At 39.4% G+C, this 26,050-nt stretch carries 22 protein-coding genes; 10 read left to right on the top strand and 12 right to left on the bottom strand.

Annotated features, from left to right (window positions below):
* Positions 1-7: 7 nt before the first annotated feature.
* From ACOKFD_RS08800 to gldJ, 6 genes are all read right to left on the bottom strand, one after another.
* Positions 8-3,025 (bottom strand): SusC/RagA family TonB-linked outer membrane protein, encoded by a 3,018-nt coding sequence (locus ACOKFD_RS08800; protein ID WP_422860879.1) that lies wholly within the window; start codon positions 3,023-3,025, stop codon positions 8-10.
* Between the two features lie 381 nt (positions 3,026-3,406).
* Positions 3,407-3,856, bottom strand: coding sequence for a helix-turn-helix domain-containing protein (locus tag ACOKFD_RS08795; protein ID WP_422860878.1), 450 nt, complete (start codon positions 3,854-3,856; stop codon positions 3,407-3,409).
* Between the two features lie 185 nt (positions 3,857-4,041).
* Positions 4,042-4,440, bottom strand: coding sequence for a DUF2452 domain-containing protein (locus ACOKFD_RS08790; protein WP_422860877.1), 399 nt, complete (start codon positions 4,438-4,440; stop codon positions 4,042-4,044).
* Between the two features lie 60 nt (positions 4,441-4,500).
* Positions 4,501-4,875, bottom strand: a complete 375-nt coding sequence (locus tag ACOKFD_RS08785; protein WP_422860876.1) for a thiol-disulfide oxidoreductase DCC family protein — start codon at positions 4,873-4,875, stop codon at positions 4,501-4,503.
* Between the two features lie 102 nt (positions 4,876-4,977).
* A complete protein-coding gene (locus ACOKFD_RS08780; RefSeq protein ID WP_422860875.1) occupies positions 4,978-6,255 on the bottom strand; it encodes a UDP-N-acetylmuramoyl-tripeptide--D-alanyl-D-alanine ligase in 1,278 nt (425 codons plus the stop codon).
* 62 nt (positions 6,256-6,317) lie between these two features.
* Entirely contained in the window at positions 6,318-7,973 is a 1,656-nt protein-coding gene (gldJ, locus tag ACOKFD_RS08775) for a gliding motility lipoprotein GldJ (protein ID WP_422860874.1), read from the bottom strand.
* A gap of 381 nt (positions 7,974-8,354) precedes the next feature.
* Between gldJ and porV the strand changes: the two genes are divergently transcribed.
* The 9 genes from porV (at position 8,355) to ACOKFD_RS08730 (ending at position 18,012) form a co-directional block, all read left to right on the top strand.
* A complete protein-coding gene (porV, locus tag ACOKFD_RS08770) occupies positions 8,355-9,497 on the top strand; it encodes a type IX secretion system outer membrane channel protein PorV (protein WP_299000173.1) in 1,143 nt (380 codons plus the stop codon).
* A 77-nt stretch (positions 9,498-9,574) separates the two neighbouring features.
* A complete protein-coding gene (locus ACOKFD_RS08765) occupies positions 9,575-10,066 on the top strand; it encodes a cytidine deaminase (RefSeq protein ID WP_422860873.1) in 492 nt (163 codons plus the stop codon).
* Between the two features lie 84 nt (positions 10,067-10,150).
* Entirely contained in the window at positions 10,151-11,149 is a 999-nt protein-coding gene (pdhA, locus tag ACOKFD_RS08760) for a pyruvate dehydrogenase (acetyl-transferring) E1 component subunit alpha (RefSeq protein ID WP_422860872.1), read from the top strand.
* A gap of 4 nt (positions 11,150-11,153) precedes the next feature.
* Positions 11,154-12,788 carry a 2-oxo acid dehydrogenase subunit E2 gene (locus ACOKFD_RS08755; RefSeq protein WP_422860871.1) on the top strand — a complete coding sequence of 545 codons (1,635 nt, stop codon included), beginning with the start codon at positions 11,154-11,156 and terminating at the stop codon, positions 12,786-12,788.
* Positions 12,789-12,930: 142 nt separating this feature from the next.
* Positions 12,931-13,974 carry a M28 family metallopeptidase gene (locus ACOKFD_RS08750; RefSeq protein WP_422860870.1) on the top strand — a complete coding sequence of 348 codons (1,044 nt, stop codon included), beginning with the start codon at positions 12,931-12,933 and terminating at the stop codon, positions 13,972-13,974.
* 107 nt (positions 13,975-14,081) lie between these two features.
* Positions 14,082-14,759, top strand: coding sequence for an SDR family NAD(P)-dependent oxidoreductase (locus ACOKFD_RS08745; protein WP_422860869.1), 678 nt, complete (start codon positions 14,082-14,084; stop codon positions 14,757-14,759).
* A 38-nt stretch (positions 14,760-14,797) separates the two neighbouring features.
* Complete coding sequence (locus ACOKFD_RS08740) at positions 14,798-15,397, top strand: SprT-like domain-containing protein (protein ID WP_422860868.1); 600 nt, start codon at positions 14,798-14,800, stop codon at positions 15,395-15,397.
* A 78-nt stretch (positions 15,398-15,475) separates the two neighbouring features.
* A complete protein-coding gene (locus ACOKFD_RS08735; RefSeq protein ID WP_422860867.1) occupies positions 15,476-16,555 on the top strand; it encodes a mannose-1-phosphate guanylyltransferase in 1,080 nt (359 codons plus the stop codon).
* Positions 16,556-16,557: 2 nt separating this feature from the next.
* Positions 16,558-18,012, top strand: coding sequence for a DUF389 domain-containing protein (locus ACOKFD_RS08730; RefSeq protein ID WP_422860866.1), 1,455 nt, complete (start codon positions 16,558-16,560; stop codon positions 18,010-18,012).
* On the opposite strand, the gene ACOKFD_RS08725 is transcribed toward ACOKFD_RS08730, so the two are convergent.
* A complete protein-coding gene (locus ACOKFD_RS08725; protein WP_422860865.1) occupies positions 18,013-18,780 on the bottom strand; it encodes an ABC transporter ATP-binding protein in 768 nt (255 codons plus the stop codon). It abuts the gene before it with no gap.
* The gene (locus ACOKFD_RS08720) at positions 18,780-19,517 is read right to left on the bottom strand and encodes an ABC transporter permease (RefSeq protein ID WP_299000148.1); all 738 of its coding nucleotides are present in this window, start codon (positions 19,515-19,517) and stop codon (positions 18,780-18,782) included. Before ACOKFD_RS08720 ends, ACOKFD_RS08725 begins: the two co-directional genes overlap by 1 nt.
* Positions 19,518-19,615: 98 nt before the next feature.
* Between ACOKFD_RS08720 and pafA the strand changes: the two genes are divergently transcribed.
* On the top strand, positions 19,616-21,286 hold the full coding sequence (gene pafA / locus ACOKFD_RS08715; RefSeq protein WP_422860864.1) for an alkaline phosphatase PafA: 1,671 nt from the start codon (positions 19,616-19,618) through the stop codon (positions 21,284-21,286).
* Between the two features lie 22 nt (positions 21,287-21,308).
* Here the strand turns inward: pafA and ACOKFD_RS08710 are convergent, their stop codons facing one another.
* The 4 genes from ACOKFD_RS08710 to ACOKFD_RS08695 all read right to left on the bottom strand — a co-directional run bounded on the left by ACOKFD_RS08710 (position 21,309) and on the right by ACOKFD_RS08695 (position 26,018).
* Positions 21,309-23,369 (bottom strand): MopE-related protein, encoded by a 2,061-nt coding sequence (locus ACOKFD_RS08710; RefSeq protein ID WP_422860863.1) that lies wholly within the window; start codon positions 23,367-23,369, stop codon positions 21,309-21,311.
* A 225-nt stretch (positions 23,370-23,594) separates the two neighbouring features.
* The gene (locus ACOKFD_RS08705) at positions 23,595-24,440 is read right to left on the bottom strand and encodes a glycosyltransferase (protein WP_422860862.1); all 846 of its coding nucleotides are present in this window, start codon (positions 24,438-24,440) and stop codon (positions 23,595-23,597) included.
* A gap of 3 nt (positions 24,441-24,443) precedes the next feature.
* Entirely contained in the window at positions 24,444-24,962 is a 519-nt protein-coding gene (locus tag ACOKFD_RS08700) for a methyltransferase (RefSeq protein ID WP_422860861.1), read from the bottom strand.
* Positions 24,963-26,018, bottom strand: a complete 1,056-nt coding sequence (locus ACOKFD_RS08695) for a 3-oxoacyl-ACP synthase III family protein (protein WP_422860860.1) — start codon at positions 26,016-26,018, stop codon at positions 24,963-24,965. It lies immediately after the preceding gene.
* Positions 26,019-26,050: the final 32 nt, after the last annotated feature.

Genomic DNA, 26,050 nt, shown 5'->3' with positions numbered 1-26,050 from the left:
TTTTGAATTAAAAAGTTAATCTAGCTCCTAACAAATAAGACTTCGCTTGAGGCGCGGTAAAGAAAGATTCCCCTTGGAATCTAGGGTCGATATCATCGGTAACTTCTGGATCTATACCTTTCATCTCATCACTTTTAATCGTGAAAAGGTTAGTTCCCGTTGCATAAAAGCGAATTCCCGTTATAAATCCACCTAAACGTTCCAAAGCTTCTTGGGGTAGGTTATATCCTATAGTCAAGTTTTTAACCCTTAGATAAGACGCATCCAACATCTGTTGTGTGGAGCGTTGATTGAACTGATTAAAGGTTGAACTATTCGGACTTGGTAAAAAAGCATTGTCTCCAGGCTGTCTCCAAAGATTCAAGTTTTGCCTTCTCACGTTGACAATTCCTCCAATAGCATCTGCTCCATCGGCAAATCGAAGTCCATCTATGACCACTTCGTTTCCATAAGAATAGTTCACCAGCATAGATAAGTCAAAGTCCTTGTACCTTAAAGTGTTGGTCATACCTCCAGAGAAGTCTGGCAGTGGACTTCCGGTTACAACTCTGTCACCAGAGTTAGGGCTGGTTGTAATGTTTCCATTGGCATCCAACCATTCTGCATCACCCGTTTGAGAGTTTATGCCTACATATCGAATTAGATAAAAATTGTTCAAAGACTCTCCTTCTATTGCTCGCTGTATAGGCCCATCAATAATTCTTCTACCTTGAGGGTCTGTCGCAGCATCTTCATTTAGCTTAGTAATTGTGTTGTCAATTGTAGTTAGGTTAAAACTGGTTCTCCATTCGAAGTTATCTGTGGAAACATTAATACTGCTGACGTCAAATTCCCATCCTATGTTCTCCAGCTCCCCAATGTTCGCCCTAATAAATCTGAGACCTGTTTGCGGTGGAAGAACTTGGTTTAAAAGCAAATCACTTGTGGTCTTTTTAAAGTAAGCCATGTTGAAGTTCAATCGGCCTCCAAAAAATGTAGATTTCAAACCAATGTCAAGCGTTTGACTCTCTTCCCATTTTAAATTGGGGTTTTCAGGTTGGTTGGGAACAATCCCCGATTCTCCATTATAGTCGCCAAAGGCTCCAGCATTAAAAAGTCCGAGCGAAGGGAATGTGCCCAAACGATCATTACCCACGGTACCAATACTAGCTCTTAAAGAAAGGTAATCAATGAAGGATACTGAATCCATGAAAGCTTCTTCTGATATTACCCATCCTCCAGCTGCTGACCAGAAGTATCCAAAACGATTATTTGCCCCAAATCGTGAAGAACCGTCTCGACGAAGAGAGCCTTCAACAATATATTTGCCCTTGTAATCGTATGAGACTCTTGAGAAAAGTCCGAACAACCTAGATGGGAAACGATCGCCATTCAAAACAGTTGGTGTGGAACCAGATCCTAGGTTTCTAAGACCATCGGTCAAAAAACCCGTGGAAGAAACATTTAAACGGGTACGAAGTGTTTCTTCGTAGTTTAACCCCAGCAGAATGTTCATGGTATGATCATCACCCAAATAAGGGGTGTAGTTAAGAGTCTGATTTGTTAACCATCGTTCTTCCCTTACACTTGCTATCTGGCCTAATCCTCCAGGAGTGTTAAATTCAGCTTCTCGCGTGGTTTCTTCCGTACTTAACCAGTCAACACCAAATTCTGAGCGCCATGTTAACCCTTCAAAAGGTGTGATTTCGGTAAATCCATTACCAATAACCCTGAAAGTTTTAAGCTCCCTAGTATCTAGTGCTACCCGCGCAAAGATGTTTGGAATAAAAGAACCAGACTGTAAAAAGTTACCCTCATCGTCAAAAGCGCGTACAACAGGACTTTGTAAGAATGCTGTTGTAAATGGCGCATCAATTTCATTTTCAATAAAGACCCTAGCCAATCTATTGTTGGTAACACTGAGGTTCATTCCAGCTTTTAACCAATCTGTAGCATCGGTATCAATATTTATTCTTGCAGCACTACGCTGTTGGTCATTGCCAATAATAAAACCTTGTGCATCTCTAAAATCGAGACCAAAGAAATAGGAGGTCTTTTCTCCACCTCCGCGAACACCTAAGTTGTACTGTTGAGAGATACCAGTACGTTGTACTCCCGAGAGCCAATCTGTTCCTCCCGAGCCTAAAGCTCCCAAACCAAGATCTTCTGGACTTACAGGAGTGCCTTGCTGTATGGTTGCAATATCTGATTTCCATTGTCTGAATTCGTCAGCCGTTAAAATGTCAGGAACATCAGTAGATTCTGAAAATTGTGTATTCATATCAAGTGTTACCTGTGCTCCTGAGTTTCTACGACCTTTTTTGGTGGTAATTAAAACAACTCCATTGGCACCTCGTGAACCATATATGGAAGTAGCGCCGGCATCTTTCAAAACGGTCAATGATTCGATATCATTTGGGTTCACATAGGAAAGTGGATTTATATCAGTGTTACCACCGCGGTTTAACGTATTCCCTTCCGTGTCGGTAATTGGAACTCCATCAATAACAATTAAGGGTTGGCTACCAGAATTAATGGAATTAACACCCCGCACCCTTATTACAGCTGCAGAACCTAAAACACCCGAAGCATTCACAATTTGAGTACCTGCGCTTTGACCTTGCAATAGCTGATCAGCTGATACTACCTGTAAGTTTTCGATAGCTTCTTCCTTTACAATTCCTACATTTTGAATAATCTTTCTTTCTTCTTGGTTACCATAACCAATGACTACGACTTCCTGTAGTGCTTGGGCATCTTCTTCCATTTGTAAATCAATCACATTGGATGCGCCAATGATACGTCTTTCAGTTTTCTGACCTAAATAGGTGAACAGAAGTGCTTGTCCAACATTTCCTGTGATTGAATAGTTTCCATCAAAATCGGTTTGTGTACCATTGGAGGTGCCTTCTACCACAATGTTCACTCCGGGCAATGGAACCCCAGCTTGGTCAATCACTGTACCAGTAATTGTTTTTTCTTGAGACATAGCTACCGTTGTCACCAGTAGCATGAAGAGCGTCCCAAACAGTTTCTGTACTTTCATAGAGTTAAAAGTTTTGTTAGTAATAATGAGTTAGCGCAACTGAGAAAGGTAGGCGGGAGAAGTGGTTTGATAGCTAATTCAAATAACACTCCCTTGCACGAAAACAAAACTTAATGGAAAGTCTATTTTAAGGTAGTAAAGCCTCTCACCGCCTTACCTTTACAATTGCAATAACAAAGCAATTGGAAAACAATACTGGAGGGGTACTTCTAAAACGGGAAGAACTTTAAAAATTAACGGCCCAAACGGCCCGAACTCTTTTTAACATAGTTTTATTCATTTCATTGTATCAAGATTGGATATCTTTTTATTAAAAAGGATATTGGAATACTGTTTCCTAAAAACAATTTCTAAAAAAGGAATGGGTTAGCGTTGAGGTAGTTAGGAAGCCAATCTGACGAGATTTCTAAAGTCATTTGGGCTGAGGCCTGTTTCTTTTTTGAAGGCACCGTAAAAGCAGGTTTTGCTATTGAAGCCTACTTCATACATTATGGATTTAACACTAAGGTTTGGATTGTGAATCAATAGGTTTTTGGCATCTTTTACCCTGTATTGATTAAGAAGCGTATAAAAATTTACAGAAATATATTCGTTTATTACTTGGGATACTTTGTAGCGGTCCATCGATATATGCGATGATAGCTCATTGAGCCCAAGTGCATTATTCTGATGTATCTTATCACATTCAAACGCCAGACGTACTTTCTCCTTTATCTCAAGAGCTTCGGACATTTTAAGACCGGATTTTTGATATTTTGATAATAAAGTGGTCTCATCTTGAGTGGATGAAGCCTTTCTATTATTAAAAATAGTTGAGATAAACTTTTTCATGAGTTCTAGCCCCTTAGGTTGTAATGGGAAAACTAGTTACTATATTTTTAGCAGGTTGTGGTTTTTTCCGATAAGTGTTTTCGTAAACTATGTTCGGGAGAGTTTACCTTTACGGTGTCCGAAGTAGATAGAACCTAGCTTAAAATTTTGAAGTGGAGAGACCAAAATGTGTTTCCAATAGGAGTTTATAGCTTTTCCCACATATGGTCCGAACCCAATCTAAAACTACCTAAATGCTCAAAACCACATTCGTTGGGAGCCAATATGGATAGAAACGCTTCGCTGTTTTTATTTTTATACAGGTGATAGGTTTCTCCCACAATGGGTTGAAATGAAAACTTAGCGGCATACACTAAATTATTGTATTCATACCGTTCCATTAATTGCTCATATTTCACTTTTACCTCGTCAAATTCTGCTTTCAGGGAGTTATTTACCTTCCGGATATTACTGTTTTTCCAAGGGGAGAGATTATTGGATTGTATTTTCGGCGAGCTTAGACTGGTAGCGTAGGGTTTAAGAAAAGCATCATATGCTTGTTCTTCTTCGTTGAAGACAACATTATCTGGTTTTTTCTTTTTCATGACCCAAAAATACAACCTCTCTCGGAATTGGTATATAGAAGGAGTTAATGTTGGATTCTTCTAAGAAAGATTTACGGTGCAGAACTGGGATTTTCCAAACCAGCGCACCCGATTTTTTGCAGCAAGTCTATAAACACTATCCCGTATAAATCTTGGAACCCAACCAAAAACAGTAGTTAAAGATTTCCATTGTGGAAGTTTGGCCAGTATTCTTAAAAATCCATCGGAAAGTGTATGAACACCCTTTTCATCAAGAAGCACAACGGTTTCTAGATTATCAGTTTCAAAACCATTGTTCCTAAGAATCTCTTGACCATAGTTGGATTGGAATGGTACAAAATTGAAGACGTCCACATCAGCATTTTTTAATAACCAGCCAACCACTCCGTTGCATAGGTTACATTCGCCATCAAATACTATAACACTTTTTTCCATATCCAAACTGTTGATACTCCTTAGTTCGGAATAGTACCGACTTCATTTCATGGAAGTTGGATGGAAGAAGGAAGTTTTAGAAAAGTTTATGATTTTAGTGGATTATCCCAGATAATCCAAAATACGCTCTAAAGCCATGCCCCGAGAACCTTTGATGAGCACGTTTCCCTTTTCTATAGGATGGGATTCTAGATGGCTTTCAAGCTCTTCATAGGTTTTAAATTTTAAAAATGGGGTTCGTGTTTCATAAAAATGCTTACCCACCAGCAAAACATTTGTAAACTCCAAAGTTTTTGTGAGGTCGGCGATGGCCTGATGCTCTTCCGTAGAAGCTTCTCCTAGCTCAAACATGTCACCAAGAATTAGATATGAATCAAACGTTTTCAGGTTAGCAAAATTGCGAATGGCCATTTCCATGCTAGTCGGATTTGCGTTATAAGCATCCAATATGATTTTGATTCCACTTTTTTCAATAATCTGGGAGCGGTTGTTTTCCGGAGAATATCCTTCTAAAGCAGATTTAATATCATCTAAGGGGACATTGAAATATTTGCCCATGATAATGGCAGCACAACAGTTGGTGAAATTATAGGCTCCTGTAAGCTGGGTCGAAATTCGCTTTTTTTCAACTTCCATTATTACAAAGGGACTACTTTCCTTTAGCTGGATTGAATAGTATTGCGGATTTGAAGTACTGTAGCCTATTTTCTTTACATAAGTACCTAGCTTTTCCAATTGGATAGGGTCATCCGCATTCATGAAAACATATTTATCATGAGCTATGAGATAATCGTAAAGTTCACTTTTTCCTTTTATCACTCCTTGAACTCCCCCAAAACCTTCAAGATGGGCCTTGCCAAAATTGGTAATGTAACCAAAGTCCGGTTGCGCAATAGAACTTAAAAAAGCAATCTCTTTTTGATGGTTGGCCCCCATCTCTACCACGGCTATTTCTGTATCATTTTTAATAGAAAGCAAAGTGAGCGGAACTCCTATATGGTTATTTAAATTTCCTTGTGTGGCAATGCTTTTGTATTTTTTTGAAAGTACACTGAAAATAAGCTCTTTGGTAGTAGTCTTACCGTTACTTCCCGTTAAGGAAATAATTTTGGCGCTGCACCGATTTCTATGATAGGTAGCAAGTGCTTGCAATGTTTCCAGCACATTATCCACTAGGATACATTTATCGGAGACTTTGAATTCAGTTTCGTCAATAATTGCATATGCAGCTCCTTTTTCCAAAGCTTCATTTGCAAACAGGTTGCCGTTGAAATTAGGTCCTTTTAAGGCAAAAAACAGACAACCAGGATTAATTTTTCGGGTGTCCGTGCTTACTTCGGAATGCTTTAAAAATATTTGGTAGAGTTCAGCTATCTTCATAGTTCGAAGATAAAAAAAGCCCTGATGAAGTATCAGGGCTTTTTTGCTATTTTTTTCGGAATTTATTTCGCCTTTTTATGACGTACCGTTTTGTTCTTAGATTTTGATTTGGAGCCCACTCTAGACATGGCACATCTAAATCCAATGTCATCTGTGGCCATATACTGTGGCAAATATCTACGTTGCGCTGGATCTAGCCAGAAAGCTCTATCTCTCCAAGAACCTCCTTTGTATACTCTTACCTCATCATTGATCAATGAAGTTCTGTAGTTTGAGGTATCATATTGTCGAAGCAATTTTCCTGTTGAATCACGCTCAACTTTATGTTTTGGAGAATCATACATTTTACGATTGTCAGACTCATCACTAAAACGCTCAAAGAATCTTGAGGAACCTGGGTCTCCATCTCGGTAACCACGGTTATCACTTGAAGAGAAATTCGTTCTTAAATAGGTTTCTTCATCACCGACAGGAACCTCCTTGATTTCACCTGGAAGGTTAACTGCTACTATTTTTCCATTTGGAAGTGTATCGTATACAATCTCGTCTCTCAAGATTTCTACTTTACCATCTTCACCAATAGCTTTTTTCAAATAGACATTACCTCTGTAGTAATTAAAATCACTTATTTCATCATCAACTATAGGTCGATATACATCAGCAACCCATTCAGATACGTTACCGGCCATGTCATAAAGACCAAAATCGTTGGGCTTATATGATTTAACTTGTGCAGTGATATCAGCACCATCATCAGACCAACCAGCAATTCCGCCATAGTCACCTTTTCCTTGTTTAAAGTTGGCTAACTGATCACCTCTACCTACACGTTGTCCATTTCTGGTATAGTCACCCTCCCAAGGATATTTTTTTCTACCTCTGTAGTTGTTGTATTCTCTTGAGCCAATCAAAGCTTGAGCTGCATACTCCCATTCTGTCTCCGTGGGCAGTCTGTACTCAGGTTGAATAACACCGCTGCTTCGTTTTGCAAACGAATTGATTGAATCCTTTTTTTGTTTTCCTTGTAGAGAATCAATTTGCCCTCCATATACGGATTCAGGATTGTTCAAATAGGCCTCAGTACTAAAAGTACCTCCAATCTCTCCATTAAGTACCTGATATTTGGCATCTTGTGCTAAGAAACCTTCACGTTCCAGCATGGCTTCGTTAACCCTGTCTGTTCTCCATTCAGCATACTGTGAAGCTTGTACCCAATTAACACCCACTACTGGATACTCCGCATATGCTGGGTGTCTTAGGTAATTGTTCGTCATGGTCTCGTTAAAGCCCAATCTGTTTCTCCATACCAATGTATCTGGTAGAGCTCCTTTGTAAATGTTGGCATAATTTGGATTTTCGGGAGGATATACCGCCTTTAAATAATCCAAATACTCCAAATACATTACATTGGTTACCTCAGTTTCATCCATATAAAAGGATTGGACGTGCTGTTGGGTAGGTGTATTGTTCCAATCGTGCATAATGTCGTCCTGCACTTTACCTTTGGTAAAGGTACCTCCTTCAATAAATACAGTTCCCGGAGGAGTTTCTTGTTCCTTGAAGTCAGAATTATATTGGAATCCTCCTTCTTTGGCATTAATCTTCCATCCTGTGGCTCTTGAAACATTCTTAGATGAGGATGATGACTTTTTACAACTGGAAATACCTCCAACTATAACAGCACAAGAAAGTACAACTTTGATAAGATGTTTTTTCATAATTTGGGCTTGAGTACTTTTTTATTTAAGGGTTTGCACCCTTTCCTACTTCAATTTGATTTTAATTTTACTATCCTAGAACGAAAGAATGGCCATTATATTTTATCGAACTAAATAATAACTTCCAATTCTTTGGTGGATTTCTAAACAAAACGATTGGTTTGGATAATTAGTATGGCAAGTATGTGTTTTAACGCTTACAATGTTTACCTTTCCGCAGAACTTTCTTACATCGTTATATTCGGTTTATCGAGAATTAGAGAAAAAAAGAGGTTTCTTTTACAAGAATTTATAGAAAACCCCGTTTACATGTAATATGTTCTATACCAATTGGGCTTAAGGGTGTTATAGCCCCGACATTTTTAACGCTAAAGACAAGAAATGAAGAAGTTACTATTGGCAGTAGTTGTTCTAATTGCTGCACAAGTTAAAGCACAACAAGAAAGAGCAATTACTACTGCAGTTCCCTTTCTTACTATTGCTTCGGATGCCCGTGCCGCAGGTATGGGTGATATGGGAGTCGCTACTACTTTCGATATTTTCTCCCAACAGTGGAATCCAGCCAAATTTGCTTTTGCTACCCAAAAAAGTGGTGTTGCGGCAAGTTTCACCCCGTATTTGGAAACCATCGTAAATGATGTGTCATTACTAAATGCTAGCTACTATAACAAGCTTAACGATAGAAATGCTTTTGCTTTTTCGGTTAGGTATTTTGGATTGGGAGAGATTGAATTAAGACAAACCATAGACGAAGAAGCTACTTTGGTCAACCCCAATGAATTTGCAATTGATGGTTCTTATTCCTTAAAGTTAAGTCCAACCTTTTCTATGGGAGTTGCCGGTAGGTTTATCAGTTCCAACCTCAGATTTCAGGATGCCACGCAAGATTCCCAAGCCGCCAATGCTTTTGCGGTTGACATCGCTGGTTTTTACCGATCAAGAGAAATTGCATACAACAGTTTTGATGGAAGGTGGAGAGCCGGATTTAATATTTCCAATATTGGAAACAAAATTCAATATGATGCTGGAGGTCAAGAAAACTTCTTGCCTACCAACCTGAAATTTGGTGCAGGTTTTGACTTTATTTTTGACCAAGATAATGTCCTTGGTCTATACAGTGAGTTCAACAAACTTCTTGTTCCTACGCCACGGGATTTTACCGGTGATGGTATAATTGGTCCGGAGGATAATGACGAATACCAACAAATTGGATTCTTAAGTGGTGCTTTTGAATCTTTTGGGGATGCTCCTGATGGATTTAGCGAGGAACTACAAGAAATTACATGGGCCCTAGGAGCAGAATATAGATTTCAAGAAGCATTCATGCTACGTGGAGGATACTTTAATGAGAACGAAGCAAAAGGAGCTAGAAAGTTCTTTACACTTGGAGCTGGATTTAAATTCAAAGCAGCGCAGATAGATTTGTCTTATCTGTTCTCTACCTCACAAGTACGTAATCCTTTAGAGAATACATTACGCTTTTCACTTTCCTTTAATTTTGGAGAAGAGTATTTGAACGATTAAGAAAAGTATATAAATAAATTTTTGAAAACCTGCTCATTAGCAGGTTTTCTTATTTTTGATACCCAGCCGTTCAGTTTATGAAAAAACAACATATTGGTTTTGACCTTGATATTTATGAAGGAATAGAGGAATTGCCCTCTTCAGAAAGAAGACTTCTGGAAAAAGCAATTGCAGCACGGAAAAATGCATATGCACCCTATTCCAATTTTCAAGTAGGAGCAGCAGTGCTCATGGAAAACGGCGAAGTTGTAATAGGTAACAATCAAGAAAACGCTTCGTACCCCTCTGGGCTTTGTGCAGAAAGGGTTGCGGTGTTTCAAGCTGGGGCCTTGTATCCTGGAGTAGCTATTTTAGTTATTGCCATAAGTGCAGCTTCAAAAGACTATGTATTGGATTTGCCGGCAGGCCCTTGTGGCAACTGTCGACAAGCGATAATGGAGTATGAAATCAAACAAAACTCTCCCATTTCTTTATTACTTCAGGGGCAAGAGGGGCCGGTCTATAAATGCAACTCACTTAAGGACATATTGCCCTTAGCATTTGGCAATTCATTTTTAGGAGATTCTTAAAGAGCAAATCTTTTTTCCAAAAGATTTATATATGTATTTTTGCTTTCCTCCACTATTGGGGAAATTCAATTAATTCAACCATTGATGAAAAAGATTACCAAGGAAGTATATTTAAAATGGTATGAGGACATGTTGTTCTGGAGAAAGTTCGAGGACAAACTGGCTGCCGTATATATTCAACAAAAAGTTAGAGGATTTCTTCATTTATACAATGGGCAAGAAGCAGTACTGGCTGGTTCCTTGCATGCCATGGACCTGACCAAGGACAGAATGATTACGGCATATCGTAATCACGTTCAACCTATTGGAATGGGAGTTGACCCCAAAAGGGTAATGGCCGAACTTTATGGTAAGGTCACTGGAACTTCTAAAGGAATGGGAGGTTCCATGCATATTTTCTCCAAAGAACACCGCTTTTATGGAGGGCATGGAATCGTTGGTGGTCAAATTCCATTGGGAGCTGGATTGGCTTTTGCCGATAAGTATTTTAAAAGGGATGCTGTTACTCTATGTTACATGGGTGATGGAGCCGTTCGCCAAGGGTCTTTGCACGAAGCGTTTAACTTGGCCATGTTATGGCAGCTTCCCGTAGTTTTTATTTGTGAGAACAACGGATATGCTATGGGTACATCTGTAGCCAGAACATCATATTCCACAGATATATGGAAATTAGGTTTGGGATACGAAATGCCCTGTGGTCCTGTTGATGGTATGGATCCTGCTATTGTCGCTAAAGAAGTGGATAAAGCCATAGAGCGGGCTAGAACAGGCGGTGGTCCAACTTTCTTGGAAATGAAAACATACCGTTATCGTGGTCATTCCATGTCGGATGCTCAGCATTACAGAACCAAGGAAGAAGTGGAGGAATACAAAAAGATTGACCCCATTACCCAAGTGAAAGATGTAATTCTTGAAAAAGGATATGCTACGGAGGAAGAGATTAAAGTAATGGACAAGCAGGTGAAGGATTTGGTGGCTGAATGTGAGAAATTTGCGGAAGATTCGGATTTTCCTCCAATCCAACAATTGTACGATACAGTGTACGAACAAAAAGACTATCCATTTTTACAACATAAACTTTAGGTAAATGGCAGAAGTAATCAACATGCCAAGATTGAGCGATACCATGGAAGAAGGAACCGTGGCAAAATGGCTCAAAAAAGTAGGGGACAAGATAGAAGAAGGTGATATACTTGCCGAAATTGAAACGGATAAGGCCACCATGGAGTTCGAATCCTTCTATGAAGGAACCCTCCTGCATATCGGTATAGAAGAAGGGGACGGTGCACCTGTGGATTCACTTTTGGCCATTATTGGTGATGAAGGAGAAGACATTTCTGCTCTTTTAAATGGCACTGGTGCTACTTCCACTGCTGAAGAAACGCCAAAGGCGGAGGAATCCTCTAGTGAAGCCCCAGTTTCTGCTCCTACTGCAGCAGTTGCGATTCCGGAAGGTGTTGAAATCATCAACATGCCAAGATTGAGCGATACCATGGAAGAAGGTACAGTAGCTGCATGGTTAAAAAATGTTGGAGATGTTGTTGAAGAGGGAGATATTCTTGCAGAGATTGAAACAGACAAGGCCACCATGGAGTTTGAATCGTTTTATTCCGGAACATTGCTACATATTGGTATTCAAGAAGGGGAAGGTGCTCCAGTAGATTCGCTTTTGGCAATTATTGGTCCTGCCGGCACGGATGTTAATGCTGTTTTGAATGCTCCAGCTAAAGGTTCTATCTCTGAAAGTGCTCCTGAAGTAAAAGAGCCAGTTACTACATCACAGGAAACCCCAGCTGTCTCAGAAACAGTTTCGGTTAATGATGGACAACGTGTTTTTGCTTCGCCATTGGCTAAAAAGATTGCTGCCGAAAAAGGAATTAATATATCCGACGTAAAAGGTTCCGGTGACAACGGTAGAATAGTGAAACGGGATGTTGAAAATTATCAACCTTCTGAAAAGAGTGCACCCGCAACAGTTTCTACTCCTACGGAACAAGCTGCACCGGCTGCAATGGCTCCAATAAACCTTCCGGTTGGTGAGGAAAGTATGGAAGAGATGAAAAACTCTACCATGCGTAAAGTTATTGCCAAACGTTTGGGAGAATCCAAATTCTCAGCGCCACACTATTATCTTACCATAGAAGTAGATATGGGCAACGCAAAAGCATCCCGTGCGCAGATCAACAGCTTACCAGATACTAAAGTATCTTTTAACGATATGGTGTTGAAGGCGTGTGCGATGGCATTGAAAAAACATCCACAGGTGAATACCACTTGGAATGCAGATACTACGGTTTACAAACACCATGTACATATGGGGGTGGCCGTGGCCGTGGATGAAGGTTTGGTAGTTCCTGTAATCAAGTTTGCAGACCAACTGACCTTGACTCAAATCGGGGCATCGGTAAAAGATTTGGCGGGTCGGGCCCGTTCAAAGAAAATCAAGCCCGATGAAATGGAAGGTAGTACGTTCACAGTTTCTAATTTGGGAATGTTCGGTATTTTGGAATTTACTTCCATTATCAATCAACCTAATTCAGCAATTTTATCCGTAGGTGCCATAGTGGAAAAGCCCGTGGTCAAAAATGGTGAAATTGTCGTAGGAAGTACTATGAAAATCACTTTGGCTTGTGACCACAGAACCGTAGATGGCGCAACAGGGGCACAGTTTCTTCAAACCCTAAGGGCATATTTGGAGAACCCGGTGACCATGCTTGCTTAAAATTAATGACGATATAAAAATACATGCTGAAAAGTATCTCTGGAATAGAGATACTTTTTTTGTTTTAGATTTGATAGAACCTAGTAATGTTCTGATTAATTAAAGTTAGGATAGATATATCTGAATTTTGGAAGAATAGATTATGAAATTAAATAAACTCATATGCGTTGCGTTCTGCGTTTTGATGGCTTCATGTAAAACTACTCAGACTCCTGAGCGTATTGAAACTGACCCTATAAGTCCTACATGGAGGCCTTCAACTCAAGATATTGGTGGTCCGGAAGGCCTAAAGGCAGATAAGAATGAAATATCCCGAATCGCATTTACGGATGCCAAAACCATAAAGGCCCACATGAGTTTTCTTGCCTCAGATGATTTGAAAGGCCGCGATTCAGGAAGTGAGGGCATCGAAAAAGCTGCCCAGTACATTGAGAATTTTCTTCAATCGAATCAAGTAGCTCCATATTACGAATCTTATCGAGATACCTTGACCAATTATAAAAAAACATCTTACAATGTTTTGGGTGTGATAGAAGGTTCCGACCCAGAATTGAAGAAGGAATACATCATAATTGGGGCGCACTATGATCATATTGGAATAATTAAAATTGAAAACGGGGATGCCATAGCCAACGGAGCTAACGACAATGCATCTGGAACCAGTTCCGTATTAGAATTGGCTAGATATTTTGGAGAGAAGAAGACCAACAAAAGAAGCTTGATTTTTGCTTTATTCAGTGCTGAGGAAAAAGGCTTGTTTGGTTCTAAGCATATGGCCAAAAGGATGAAAGAAGAAGGTTTAAATCTGTATTCCATGCTTAATTTTGAAATGACCGGGGTCCCAATGCGAGACAAGGATTATCAGGTTTACATTACGGGATATAAAAAATCAAACTTGGCTGAGGTAACAAACCAATATGCCAAGGAAAACTTGGTGGGTTTTCTGCCTACCGCAAAAGAATATAATCTGTTCCAGCGCTCTGATAATTATCCTTTTTATCAACAGTTTGGAGTACCCTCACATACCTTTTGTACGTTTGATTTCACCAATTTTATGTTTTACCACCGCGTAGGTGATGAAAATGAGTTGATGGATTTTGAGCACATGGCAACTTTGGTGAACAAACTTATTCCGGTTGTGGAAGGTATCTCCAACGCTCCTGACCAAGTAGTCAAGATGAATTAACTAATATGTCATTTCGACCGTATGGGAGAAATCTCGAAACCTCGAGATTTCTCATTCTTTTCCAAAGATTTGAAATGACCAGTAAGATTTAATATACATACCAAGTAATGGCAAACATTATAATCACGGGAACAAGCAGGGGCATAGGCTTTGAGTTGGTAAAACTTTTTGCCGAAGAAGGGCATCAAGTTTTAGCGCTATCTCGAAATGCTAAACCAGTATTGGACTTGCAATTGCCCAGTGTTGAAGCCTTTCCATTTGATTTAGGCAGTCCAGATGACTTTAGTCAATTAAAAAGTGTTTTGGAAGATTGGTCGTCCGTGGATGTACTCATCAATAATGCGGGCAGCTTTTTGAATAAACCCATGTTAGAGACTGAGATGGAAGACTTTAAAAAAGTATATGGGGTCAATGTTTTTGGGGTAGCGGAAACAACCAAAACGGTCTTACCTAAAATGTCCAAAGATGGACATGTTGTTACCATAAGTTCTATGGGAGGAGTACAGGGCAGTCTTAAGTTTCCTGGATTATCCGCTTATAGCTCAAGCAAGGGAGCGGTCATTACTCTAACGGAACTCTGGGCCGAAGAATTCAAAGAAAGTGGTCCAAGTTTCAATGTTTTGGCAATAGGTGCTGTTCAGACTGAGATGTTGGCCGAAGCGTTTCCGGGCTATGAAGCTCCAGTTACCGCACTGGAAATGGCCAACTATATCAAGAACTTTGCATTCACAGGGCATCAATTTTACAATGGAAAGCTGTTGCAAGTAAGTAACAGTACACCTTAAAACTTCTTTCCTAAATAGAAAAACGTAATTTTGGTAGTGTGAACGCTACTTTGAGCAAATACCTACCTGAAAGAGCAGTGGAGCCCTGTTTTGAGCTTATCAAAACGTATGAGGTGCATTTGAAAATTGTCAGTCATAGGGTTACGCGTCATGGGGATTATAGAAAACTTCCCAATGGTGGACATCAAATCACGGTGAATGCCTCACTGAACTCATATCGATTTCTTATTACTCTAGTTCATGAAATCGCTCATTTAGTGGCTTTTGAAACGTATGGCCGTTATATTAAACCTCATGGAGTGGAATGGAAACAAACCTTTCAACGTTTGATGCTTCCCTTTATCCGACCCGAGATTTTTCCATCTCAATTACTTCCTATAATTGCCAATCATTTTAAAAACCCCAAAGCAAGTAGCAGTACAGACGCTCGCTTGTCCATTGGCCTTAAGGCTTTTGACCCAGAAGAACGTAAAAATCAATATATTTTTGAAATACCTATGGGAAGTACATTTCGTCTGTACAACGGAAAGTTGTTCAAAAAGGGCAAAAAACGAATTAAACGTTTTGAATGTGTTGAATTGAATACAGGCAAGGTATATTTGTTTCAACCCAATGCAGAGGTCGAATTGATAAAATAAATAGCATTCTGCACTTGGTGCGGAATTAAAAATAGTAGCAGACTCCTATGTTGGCAGGAACTACAAAGTAAAACCAATATGAACAAAAACTATTATGCCATTTTAATGGCGGGCGGGGTAGGGTCTCGGTTCTGGCCGGTGAGTACCTCTTCTTATCCTAAACAGTTCCATGATATGCTGGGAACGGGAAAAACACTTATCCAAAAAACGTTTGACCGCCTCAACCAATTTATCCCAACAGAAAACATACTCATTCTGACCAATGAACGCTACAATGATTTGGTATTGGAACAATTGCCTATGGTAAAACAAAATCAAGTTGTTTTGGAGCCAGCCATGCGTAATACTTCTCCCTGCATTTTGTATGCCTCTTTAAAGATTCAAAAAATGAATCCTAACGCTGTAATGGTCGTGGCACCCAGTGATCATTGGATTGAGGATGAAGAAGCTTTTGCGAATGACGTAAAACTCTGTTTTGACAAGTGTGAGCAGGAATCGGTATTATGTACTCTTGGTATTCGGCCAACATTTCCCAATACAGGTTTTGGCTATATTGAATTTGAAAAGGGAGGTGACCAAAAGCTTAAAAAAGTGTCACAATTCAGAGAGAAACCTGATTATGAAACCGCCAAAGAGTTTCTGGCTCAGGGAAATTTTTTATGGAATGCCGGAATATTTATGTGGAGCGTGAGAACCATAGTTGATGCATTTAAAAATTACCAGCCTGGACAATACGAATTGTTTCAAGGTGGTTTTTCATGCTATAACACTCCTGATGAAGCTGAGTTTATACAGGAAAACTATGCCAAGGCGGAGAACATCTCCATTGATTATGCTATCTTGGAACAGTCCAAGTCTATTTACACCCTACCCGCCAGTTTTGATTGGAATGATTTGGGTACATGGGGTGCTTTGTACGACAAATTGGATAAAGACAGTGAAGAGAATGCAGTTGTAAACTGTAGAACCTTGCTGGAGAACGCCCAAAACAACATGATTAGAACTTCCTCAAATAAGATTGTTGTTGTGGATGGTTTAGAAGATTATATTATTGTTGATAAGGAAGATGTACTTCTCATATACCCCAAAGCCAAACAGCAGGATATTAAAAAGGTACTTGGTAAAGTAAAAGATCAATTTGGAGAAGAATACACATAAACATGAGTGAGAATTTATTTGCCGGCGACCCAAACCCCCAAGATAGTGGGGATGAGGTAAAAAAGGATTTTAAAGGCCTTTTGGGTAGTGGCCTAAGGTTTCTTTCCGATCTTTTGGAAATACGCTCCAACACAGATGCCGTGGCCACCAAAGAATCTATTATTGCCGACATTCCGTTCAAGGGGCATACCTCTTGGATTCTCATTTGTTCCATTTTTATAGCATCCATTGGATTAAATGCCAATTCCACTGCTGTGGTAATTGGAGCCATGTTGATTTCTCCCTTAATGGGCCCAATATTGGGGATGGGCTTGTCATTGGCGATAAATGACATAGATACACTCAGGCGGTCTTTGAAGAACTTCGCTGTGATGGTCGTGCTCAGTGTGGTAACTGCATTTTTGTTTTTCTACTTGTTTCCTTTAAGGGACGAATCTTCAGAGTTGTTGGCTCGCACCAAACCTGATATTCGTGATGTGCTTATCGCTTTTTTTGGAGGTTTGGCCTTGGTGATAGCTAGAGCAAAAAAGGGAACTATTGCCAGTGTTATTTTTGGTGTTGCCATTGCCACAGCGCTTATGCCTCCTCTATGTACCGTTGGCTTCGGCTTGGCAATCGGGAAACCGTTGTATGCCGCGGGAGCCATGTATCTTTTCATTATCAATACCATTTTTATTGGCTTAGCCACTTTTTTGGTGATTAAGTTTCTGCGTTTTCCCATGGTGCGTTATGCCAATTCTCAAAGAAGACGGTTTATTGCTCGGGTAGCTTCCTTAACTGGGATTTTGGTCATGATTCCTGCTGGAATTACTTTTTATAGCGTGTTTCAGGAGTCTTTGTTTCGGAAACAGGCTCAGGAGTTTTTAAATGAGACCATTGAAGTATATCAATTTGGCTCTTCCGGAAGATACGTTGATAACCTTACAAAACTTGAGTTTCGGGATGGAGAGGTACCGTTAATAGAATTGGTTTGTATGGGAGATGAATTGATTCCGGAAAATGTCATCAATACTTGGCGAACGCAAAAAAATCAATATTCCAGACTTCAAGATGCAGAATTTAGAATACTGCAGGGAGGAAGGGACGATTCAGAAGAAAAGTTCAATTATGTGAGTGAGCTTTATGAAAAGAACAAGGCAGAGCTTTTGAATAAAGATGAACAAATTCGGTTATTGGAGCAAACCGTGGCAGGTTTGACCAAAAATGCTTCAAAACAAATACCTTTTGGAAATATAGGACAAGAGTTAAAAGCCAATTACCAAAACGTGGATCAAATGAGTTTTTCTTATCAATTACAAACGGATTTTAAGAAAACGGATACAATCCCGGTCTTTGAATTGAAATGGAATAAAAGCATTAGAAAAAAAGAACGCGAAACGGAGCGGAAAAAAATCAATGATTGGTTAAAAATCCGCTTAGGCGATAAAACTGTGGTGGTTAAGGAAGTGGAACCTTGATTAGTTTCTTTCTTCAATATACATTTGCCGTACTTTTTTGAACAATTCGGAAGAATAGACAAAATTAGTGACAGCTTCATTATCGGTCTTGAAGATTTCTTTATTAGTGCCTTCCCATTCTTTATATCCGTTTTTCAGAAAAATAATTTTCTCTCCAATTTCCATAACCGAATTCATATCATGGGTGTTGATTACAGTGGTAATGTCGTATTCTTTGGTTATTTCTTGGATTAGATTATCTATTAAAATGGCAGTTTTAGGGTCCAAACCCGAGTTGGGCTCATCGCAAAACAAATACTTTGGATTCATTACAATGGCCCTAGCTATAGCTACCCGTTTCTTCATTCCACCAGATATTTCCGAAGGGAATTTTTTGTGTGCTTCCACTAGATTTACCCTTTCCAATACAAAGTCTACCCGGTCCTTCATTTCTGCTCGAGTCTGCTTGGTGAACATTTCCAGAGGAAACATAACATTACCTTCAACAGTCATGGAATCAAAGAGTGCACTACCTTGAAAAACCATACCCATTTCCTGTCGTAAATCCCTTCGTTCGCTTATGGAAAGTTCAGAATAAAACTGTCCATTATAACAAATTTTGCCTTTTTCCGGTTCAAAAAGTCCAAGTAGACATTTGAGAAAAACAGTTTTCCCAGAGCCACTCTGTCCTATGACCAAATTGGTTTTACCTTTTTCAAAATTTGTAGTAATTCCCTTCAGAACATGGGTTTCTCCAAACGACTTGTGTATGTCTTCTACCTGAATCATTAGCCCAAAAGTAATTGAGTGAGAATATAGTTTAATATAATGATGACCACACTGGTCCATACAAAAGAAGTGGTGCTGGCCTTACCAACTTCCAAAGCGCCTCCCTTCATATAAAAACCATGATAGGAGGGAATGGTGGCTATAACAAAGGCAAAAACTACGGTTTTTATGAAAGCATAGGTGACATGGAATGGAATAAAGTCGAGTTGAAGTCCTTTAACAAACTCCCCACTAGGGGCATAACCTCCAAAAGCTCCAGCAATCCAACCGCCGAAAATTCCAACATACATGGCAAGGGCCACAGCAAACGGATACATCAACATGGCAATTATCTTGGGAAAAACAAGATAATTTAATGAATTGACCCCCATTACTTCAAGCGCATCAATTTGTTCCGTTACTTTCATGGTTCCAATACTCGAAGTGATGTACGAGCCTACTTTTCCTGCCATGATGATAGAGGTAAAGGTGGGAGCAAATTCCAAAATAACAGATTGTCTAGTGGCAAAACCAATAAGACTTTTTGGTATAAGTGGGCTATTCAAATTGAGTGCGGTCTGTATGGTAACCACCCCACCTATAAAAAAAGAGATGAAAATGATGATTCCCAGAGATCCAAAGATAAGTTCATCAATTTCCTTGAGAATCAGGGACCTCATGATTGGCCATTTGGTAGGTTTTTTAAACACTTCCCATACCATGATGAAGTATCTACCAATCGCTTCCAGATAGTTCATTCGATAAAAATAAGAATATTGCTTTGTATTTAACCTTCAATTGAGTTTTAAACTGGAATATTAGATAGCTTTGCCGTTATTGTTTAAAAAAAGAAATTGTGAAGAGAAACAACCTCATACTTTTAATTGTTGTGATTTTTAGTAGTTTTTGCGTTCAAGCACAGCGTAATAAGAAAAAAACACCGGAGGTAAAGGCTGTTGAAGTTGCGCAGAAACCCAAATTGGTTGTAGGGATTATTGTAGACCAAATGCGATATGATTATCTGACTCGTTTTTGGAGTCATTATGGCGAAGGAGGATTCAAGCGTCTGGTCAGGGAAGGTTTTAACTGTAAAAATCATCACTTTAATTACGCTCCAACAAGCACAGGTCCGGGTCACGCCTCAGTGTATACCGGAGCCACACCTGCTACGCATGGCATTATAGGTAACACTTGGTATGATAAAACCCAGGATTTAGGGGTGTATTGTGCTGGGGACAGCGAGTATAATTCCATAGGAACATCTTCCAATGCCGGGAAAATGTCACCACATCGGATGCTATCCACAACGATAACCGACCAATTGCGTCTGCACACACAGAAACGGGGGAAGGTTGTCGCCATCGCTTTGAAAGATAGAGGGGCCGTGCTTCCAGGCGGACATATGGCCAATGCTGCTTACTGGTTTGAAGGAGGTGATGTGGGAAAATGGATTACCAGTTCCTACTATATGTCACAACTTCCTGAATGGGTCAATGATTTTAACACATCCGATGCCATTAAGCAGTATAAAAAAGAATGGAATACTTTAAAGGATATCAGCACATATGTTGAGAGTGGTTCTGACAACAACTCCTATGAAACTCCATTTGAGGATGAGGTAAGTCCCACATTTCCCCATAACACCCCAAACCTGTTAAGTAAGGAAAAAGATTTCGAAATATTGAAATATACACCCTACGGCAATAGCATCACTGCGGATTTTGCTTTGAAAGCTCTTGAAAAAGAGGGCTTAGGCGTTGATAGCGTCACCGATTTTCTGGCAATAAGCTTTTCTAGCACTGATTATATTGGTCATAAATATGGAGTGAACTCCAAGGAAATTCAAGATACCTATCTTAGATTGGATTTGGATTTGGAGCGTATACTCAATACACTAGATGAAAGGGTAGGGGTAGGGCAATATACTTTGTTTTTGACCGCAGATCATGGAGCGGTTCATGTGCCGGCGTATCTACGTGATCAAAAAGTACCAGCTGGGTATATCGACCTTGAAGGAATACGTGGAAGGTTTAATGAGTTTTTGAGATATAAATACGGTACAACAGACATAGTAATGAATATCTCTAATTTTCAGGTTTTTTTGGACCACAAGGTTATAGAGAATTTGGATATTGATTTGGATGACGCCCAAGACGAAATTGCTTTTGAGCTATTGGGATACGAAAACGTCAATCAAGTTTACACTGCATTTCAAATGTGGCAAAATGAATATACTTCTGGAATTCCTTCTATTTTGCAGAAAGGCTATAACCAAAAACGTTCAGGTGATATTTTTTTTGTTCCTAGACCTGGTTTTGCACAATATGGAAGAACTGGCTCTTCACATGGTACCCCTATGATTTATGATACCCATGTGCCACTTTTGTTCTTTGGAAAAGGAATTAAGAAGGGTACTACTGTCAATCGAACCGAAATTCCAGATGTAGCCCCTACAATTTCTACTTTATTAGGAATAGCCTTTCCCAATGGCACTACGGGAAAACCTATTGGAGAGGTTTTGGATTAAGGGTTTTATATAGTCTTTATTTCTAACGTACTATAAGTAAGTTTTTGATTATTAGCTTGTTGTTTTTGAGATTTTGGAAAATCAGGATATAGGTTCCTTGGGATAAGTGGGCCACTTTTAAAACATTTTGATTCTTAACCTCTAACACAAGCCTTCCATTCTGGTCAAATAATCTAATCCGATAAGACTGTATTTTTTGTGGAAGATTGATATTTAGCTCTTCATTGGCCGGATTGGGATACACAATAAATAAATCGTTAACTTCTTCAAGTTCTTCTTCAGATGGAATGGAAATTTCATCTGAAACGGTGTCCGATGTTTCTGGATTACAATCGTCATCAACTCCATTATTTGGTATTTCTTCGCCGCTCGGGTTTATTGAAGCATCATTGTCATTGCAGTCATCCACATGTGCAAAGCCATCCCCGTCAATGTCATCGTCGGACGTATCGGGATTGCAGTCGTCATCGATGCCGTTGTATGGAATTTCTTCAGCGTTTGGTTTTATGGATGCATCATTGTCGTCACAATCGTTTGCATTTACAAAGCCATCCCCGTCGAGGTCGTCATCGGGTGTATTGGCATTGCAGTCATCGTCAATACCATTGTATGGAATCTCTTTTGCATTCGGGTTTATTGAAGCATTGTTGTCATTGCAGTCGTTTGCATTTGCAAAGCCGTCCCCATCAAGGTCATCATCGGGTGTGTCAGGATTACAGTCATCATCAATGCCGTTGTATGGAATCTCCTCTGCGTTTGGTTTTATGGATGCATCATTGTCGTCACAATCGTTTGCATTTACAAAGCCATCCCCGTCGAGGTCGTCATCGGGTGTATTGGCATTGCAGTCATCGTCAATGCCATTGTATGGAATCTCCTCTGCGTTTGGCTTTATTGAAGCATCGTTGTCATCACAGTCATTTGCATTTACAAAGCCGTCCCCATCAAGGTCATCATCTGGTGTATCGGGATTGCAGTCGTCATCTATTCCGTTGTATGGAATTTCTTCTGCATTTGGGTTGACAGATGCGTTATTGTCGTCACAATCTATATCACTGAATGCTCCATCCCCATCAAAGTCTATTACTCCGAGACCATAATGAAGGCTTATGTATTCGTTAATTGCAGTGGCGCATAATTCTGCAAATTGTTCTCTAGCTGGTTCTCCACCGTTTATTCGGATGTCTTGGTCACACTCAATTTGAAACGCATCGAAGTTATCATTAAAATGTGCTCCGTGCATGAGCACATTATACCCTCCATTAAAATAAGGTTCATCAAAGTCTGGAAAAAGGTCTGCTGGACTAGGTACCGCTGGGTATCCCTTATTATGGATTAGCGCCCCAAAACTCATCGGCCCTCTAACCAATTCTGAATGTTCAAGATTTAAGGCATTATTGTTAATTAGGTTTTTAGTGCTGTTCCTATTAATATGAAAAGGTGTGTTGAGAGTATTATCGGATTGGTTAAGGTCGCTGTGCGTCAGGATATACCCTAGCTCTATTCTTTTTATTTCATGAGCATGACCATGAAGATCTATAAGAAGTCCTCTTCCAAAGTCTTGAACAATTTTGGTTTTGGCCATCTCAATAAAATTTTGATAATTGTCCCATGCTTCCTCCGTTTCGCCACCTTCATTTTGATATGGTTTTTGTTCTTTGCTACGATTAGTATCCAGTTTTCTTCTCCTTAAACGATTAATCACCACATGCGGGTAAAACCCTGTTTGTTGGTGAAAGTAGGTAGTTATACTTCTTCCTATTTCTTGAGTAAAAGAATCATTAAGAGTAATTATGCTTCCACACGGAACATTAAAATCATCATCAAAATTATCATCATTTAAATCAACGCAGACTCTATCAGAAATGATGTCTGGGGACATATCTCCCCCATGTGGTACGGAAATAATTAAAGGGTAATTTCCAGCGATGTATTCTATGTATGCTGTATCATCAAAATAGCTTTGTCCAGGAATTTGTGAGAAAATCAAATGTAGATTCAGCAGAAAGAAAGCAGAAAAAAAGAGAATTGAAAACTTTTTGGAATTGGTGTGACATCGATTTTTTATATAAATGCTTTTCATTTTGTAGGTAAATCTCAATAGTAGCTCTACTATTAAAATACCCTTCAAAACTGATATTATGGATTCTCAATTGATGAATGGGTTCTTTGGATTAACCAATTGATGTTCAGGGGTCTATAAGTCTATAAATCGTAATATTTAAATGATTGAATAAAAAGATTAATCGTTTTTATTTGTAAGAAAAAATTGGATTGGAATAAATATTTATCTGTAATTTAAGATTGGTTAGAAAATTTTTGACCAAACACCATTCCACCGATACTTTCTAATAAAACTACCTTCTTGTTTGGTAACATATCGTGGTAATTTACGTATAACTGCTTTGCAGTAACCAATAAGCACTTGGAAAAAAAGAAGTGGTTTTTTTGCTTGCCATGTCATCTTAAGTGCAGCCAATTTAGTGAGCAGTATTCCGTAGCGCATTTTATAGAGTGCCAATCCTTTGGCCTGATAATTTTTGGAACTGTATCCATGACCAGTGGGCCGTAGATGTTTTACCTTTAAACTTGGGTCGGTTTTGGTTTCAAAGTCATGGTATTTAGTCAAGAGTACATCTACGGTATCCCAGCCAACACCCGGGCGTAGCCCACCAATTTTTTCAAAACACTTCTTAAAGTACAGTTTTATAGGCCCGCGAACATGTGACTTATCAGCAATGTTTTCATAGACCCAATCTTCCCCTTTTTTGATATATAGGAGACCACCACACATTCCCAACTTCCAATTACTTTGAAAGTGGTTAAGTAAGACTTCAAAATAATTAAGAGGCAAGATAATATCCGCATCAAACTTTCCGATAAGATCATAGTCAGAAGTTTGTTGGAGCCCAAAATTAAAGGTGTCCACCACTTTTTTGCCTGGAACGTGCTCGTCTGAAGACTGCCGTTGGAATACTTTTATCCATTTAAACCTTTCGGCAAATTTGGACGCAATTTCAAAAGTGTCATCACTTGAGTTATCGTCCACAATAATCAACTCGGTTGGGGGATGGGTTTGATTGACAAAGGAATCCAGGCATTGTGAAAGATATGCCTCCTCATTATGTGCCGGGATGATAATGCTTATATGCATAAGTTAACGCTCGGCGTAGACAATATAATACCTATTAGTAAAAAACCTGAGCAAGGGTCTTATGCCGATTTTTTTGGTCGGGTTCGTCCATTTTGCAGTATCCTTTATTTTCCAACCGGATTTCTCCAAAAGCCAATCAAATTGCCAATCTTCAAATTCGTGGTAGTGCCTGTCCCATGGGTCTGTCTTACTTCTGTAGGCAGATGAAAACCAGAGCCGCATAGGTATGCTGGCCACTAGTTTCTTGGACTTGATTTCTTTCAACACATTAAAAGGAGCAACCAAATGTTCAAAGATTTCAAAGGCTGTTACCACCTCGGCGTTTGATTGCGTTACGCTGGAAAAATCTATATCCAAATCCTCTCCCATGGTGTTTTCTACACTATAACCCTGTTCCCTCATAATATTGGAAAATGGATTGTCCACGCCCAAATCCAGAATGGTATCTGAAACGGGTATATGTTTCTGTAAAAAGGTAAGAGTGTGTTTGTATCTTTTGTTTGGAAAGTTGTTCTCGTACATTTAATATCTGTAAACAATGGCATTGATATTCATACCAGCACCAACGCTTGCAAAGATAACAACATCTCCTTTGTGTACTTCATGTTCTTGTAAATGGCCTTTTCGAACTAAATCAAAGAGGGTGGGAATAGTGGCTACAGAGCTGTTGCCCAGCTTATGAATGCTCATGGGCATAATGCCTTCAGGGGCTTCTTTACCATAGATTCGATAAAAACGCTTAATAATGGCTTCATCCATTTTCTCATTGGCTTGATGAATGAATATTTTTTTAACATCGTCAATGGCAACACCGCTATCTGCCAAACAATCTGCCATTGCTTTGGGCACATGGGTACATGCAAATTCATAGATTTTACGTCCATGCATTTTTATGTAACGGGTATCTGAACAGCCTTCTTCATTATAGGTTTTATCAAAAAACAGAAAATAGGCTTCTCCGTTGGCATGTGTAACCGAAGCATGACTCAAAATTTCACCAGAGGCGTTGCTCTCAATTATGGCTGCGCCAGCTCCATCAGAATAAATCATACTGTCTCTATCGTGTTCATCAATCACTCGAGATAATGTCTCTCCACCTATTACTAAACACTTTTTGGCCATTCCACTTTTAATATAGGCGGAAGCTTGTATTACACCCTCTATCCAACCGGGGCAACCAAAAATTGTATCGTAAGCAACACACTTAGGGTTTTTTATCTGAAGCAAGTGTTTGACTCTAGTAGCCAAACTGGGTAAAGTATCTCCCTGACTCTTTCCTACGGTCAAATCTCCAAAGTTGTGGGCAAAGATGATATAGTCCAGTTCCTCTTTATCAATTCGTGCGTTCTCTATTGCTTTTTCGGCGGCTAAGTAACCTAAATCCGAGGTTTTTAGTTCAGGTTTTGCATATCTCCTTTCAGCAATACCCGTAATTGATTTGAACTTTTCTATGATAACTGCATTCTCAACTTGAAAGGAAGAGCCATCGGTCCCTAAAAAATCATGCTCTAAGAAATCTTCATTCTTTGTGACTACAGAGGGGATATAACTTCCAGTTCCAGTGATGCCTATCTTCATATTGAGGTTTTAATTATTCTAAAAATAGCCTT

This window comes from Flagellimonas ulvae (genome assembly GCF_049333175.1).
Taxonomy (GTDB): Bacteria; Bacteroidota; Bacteroidia; order Flavobacteriales; family Flavobacteriaceae; genus Flagellimonas.
The sequence above is the reverse complement of the archived record's forward strand: the minus strand, read 5'-3'. Positions and strand labels throughout refer to the sequence as shown.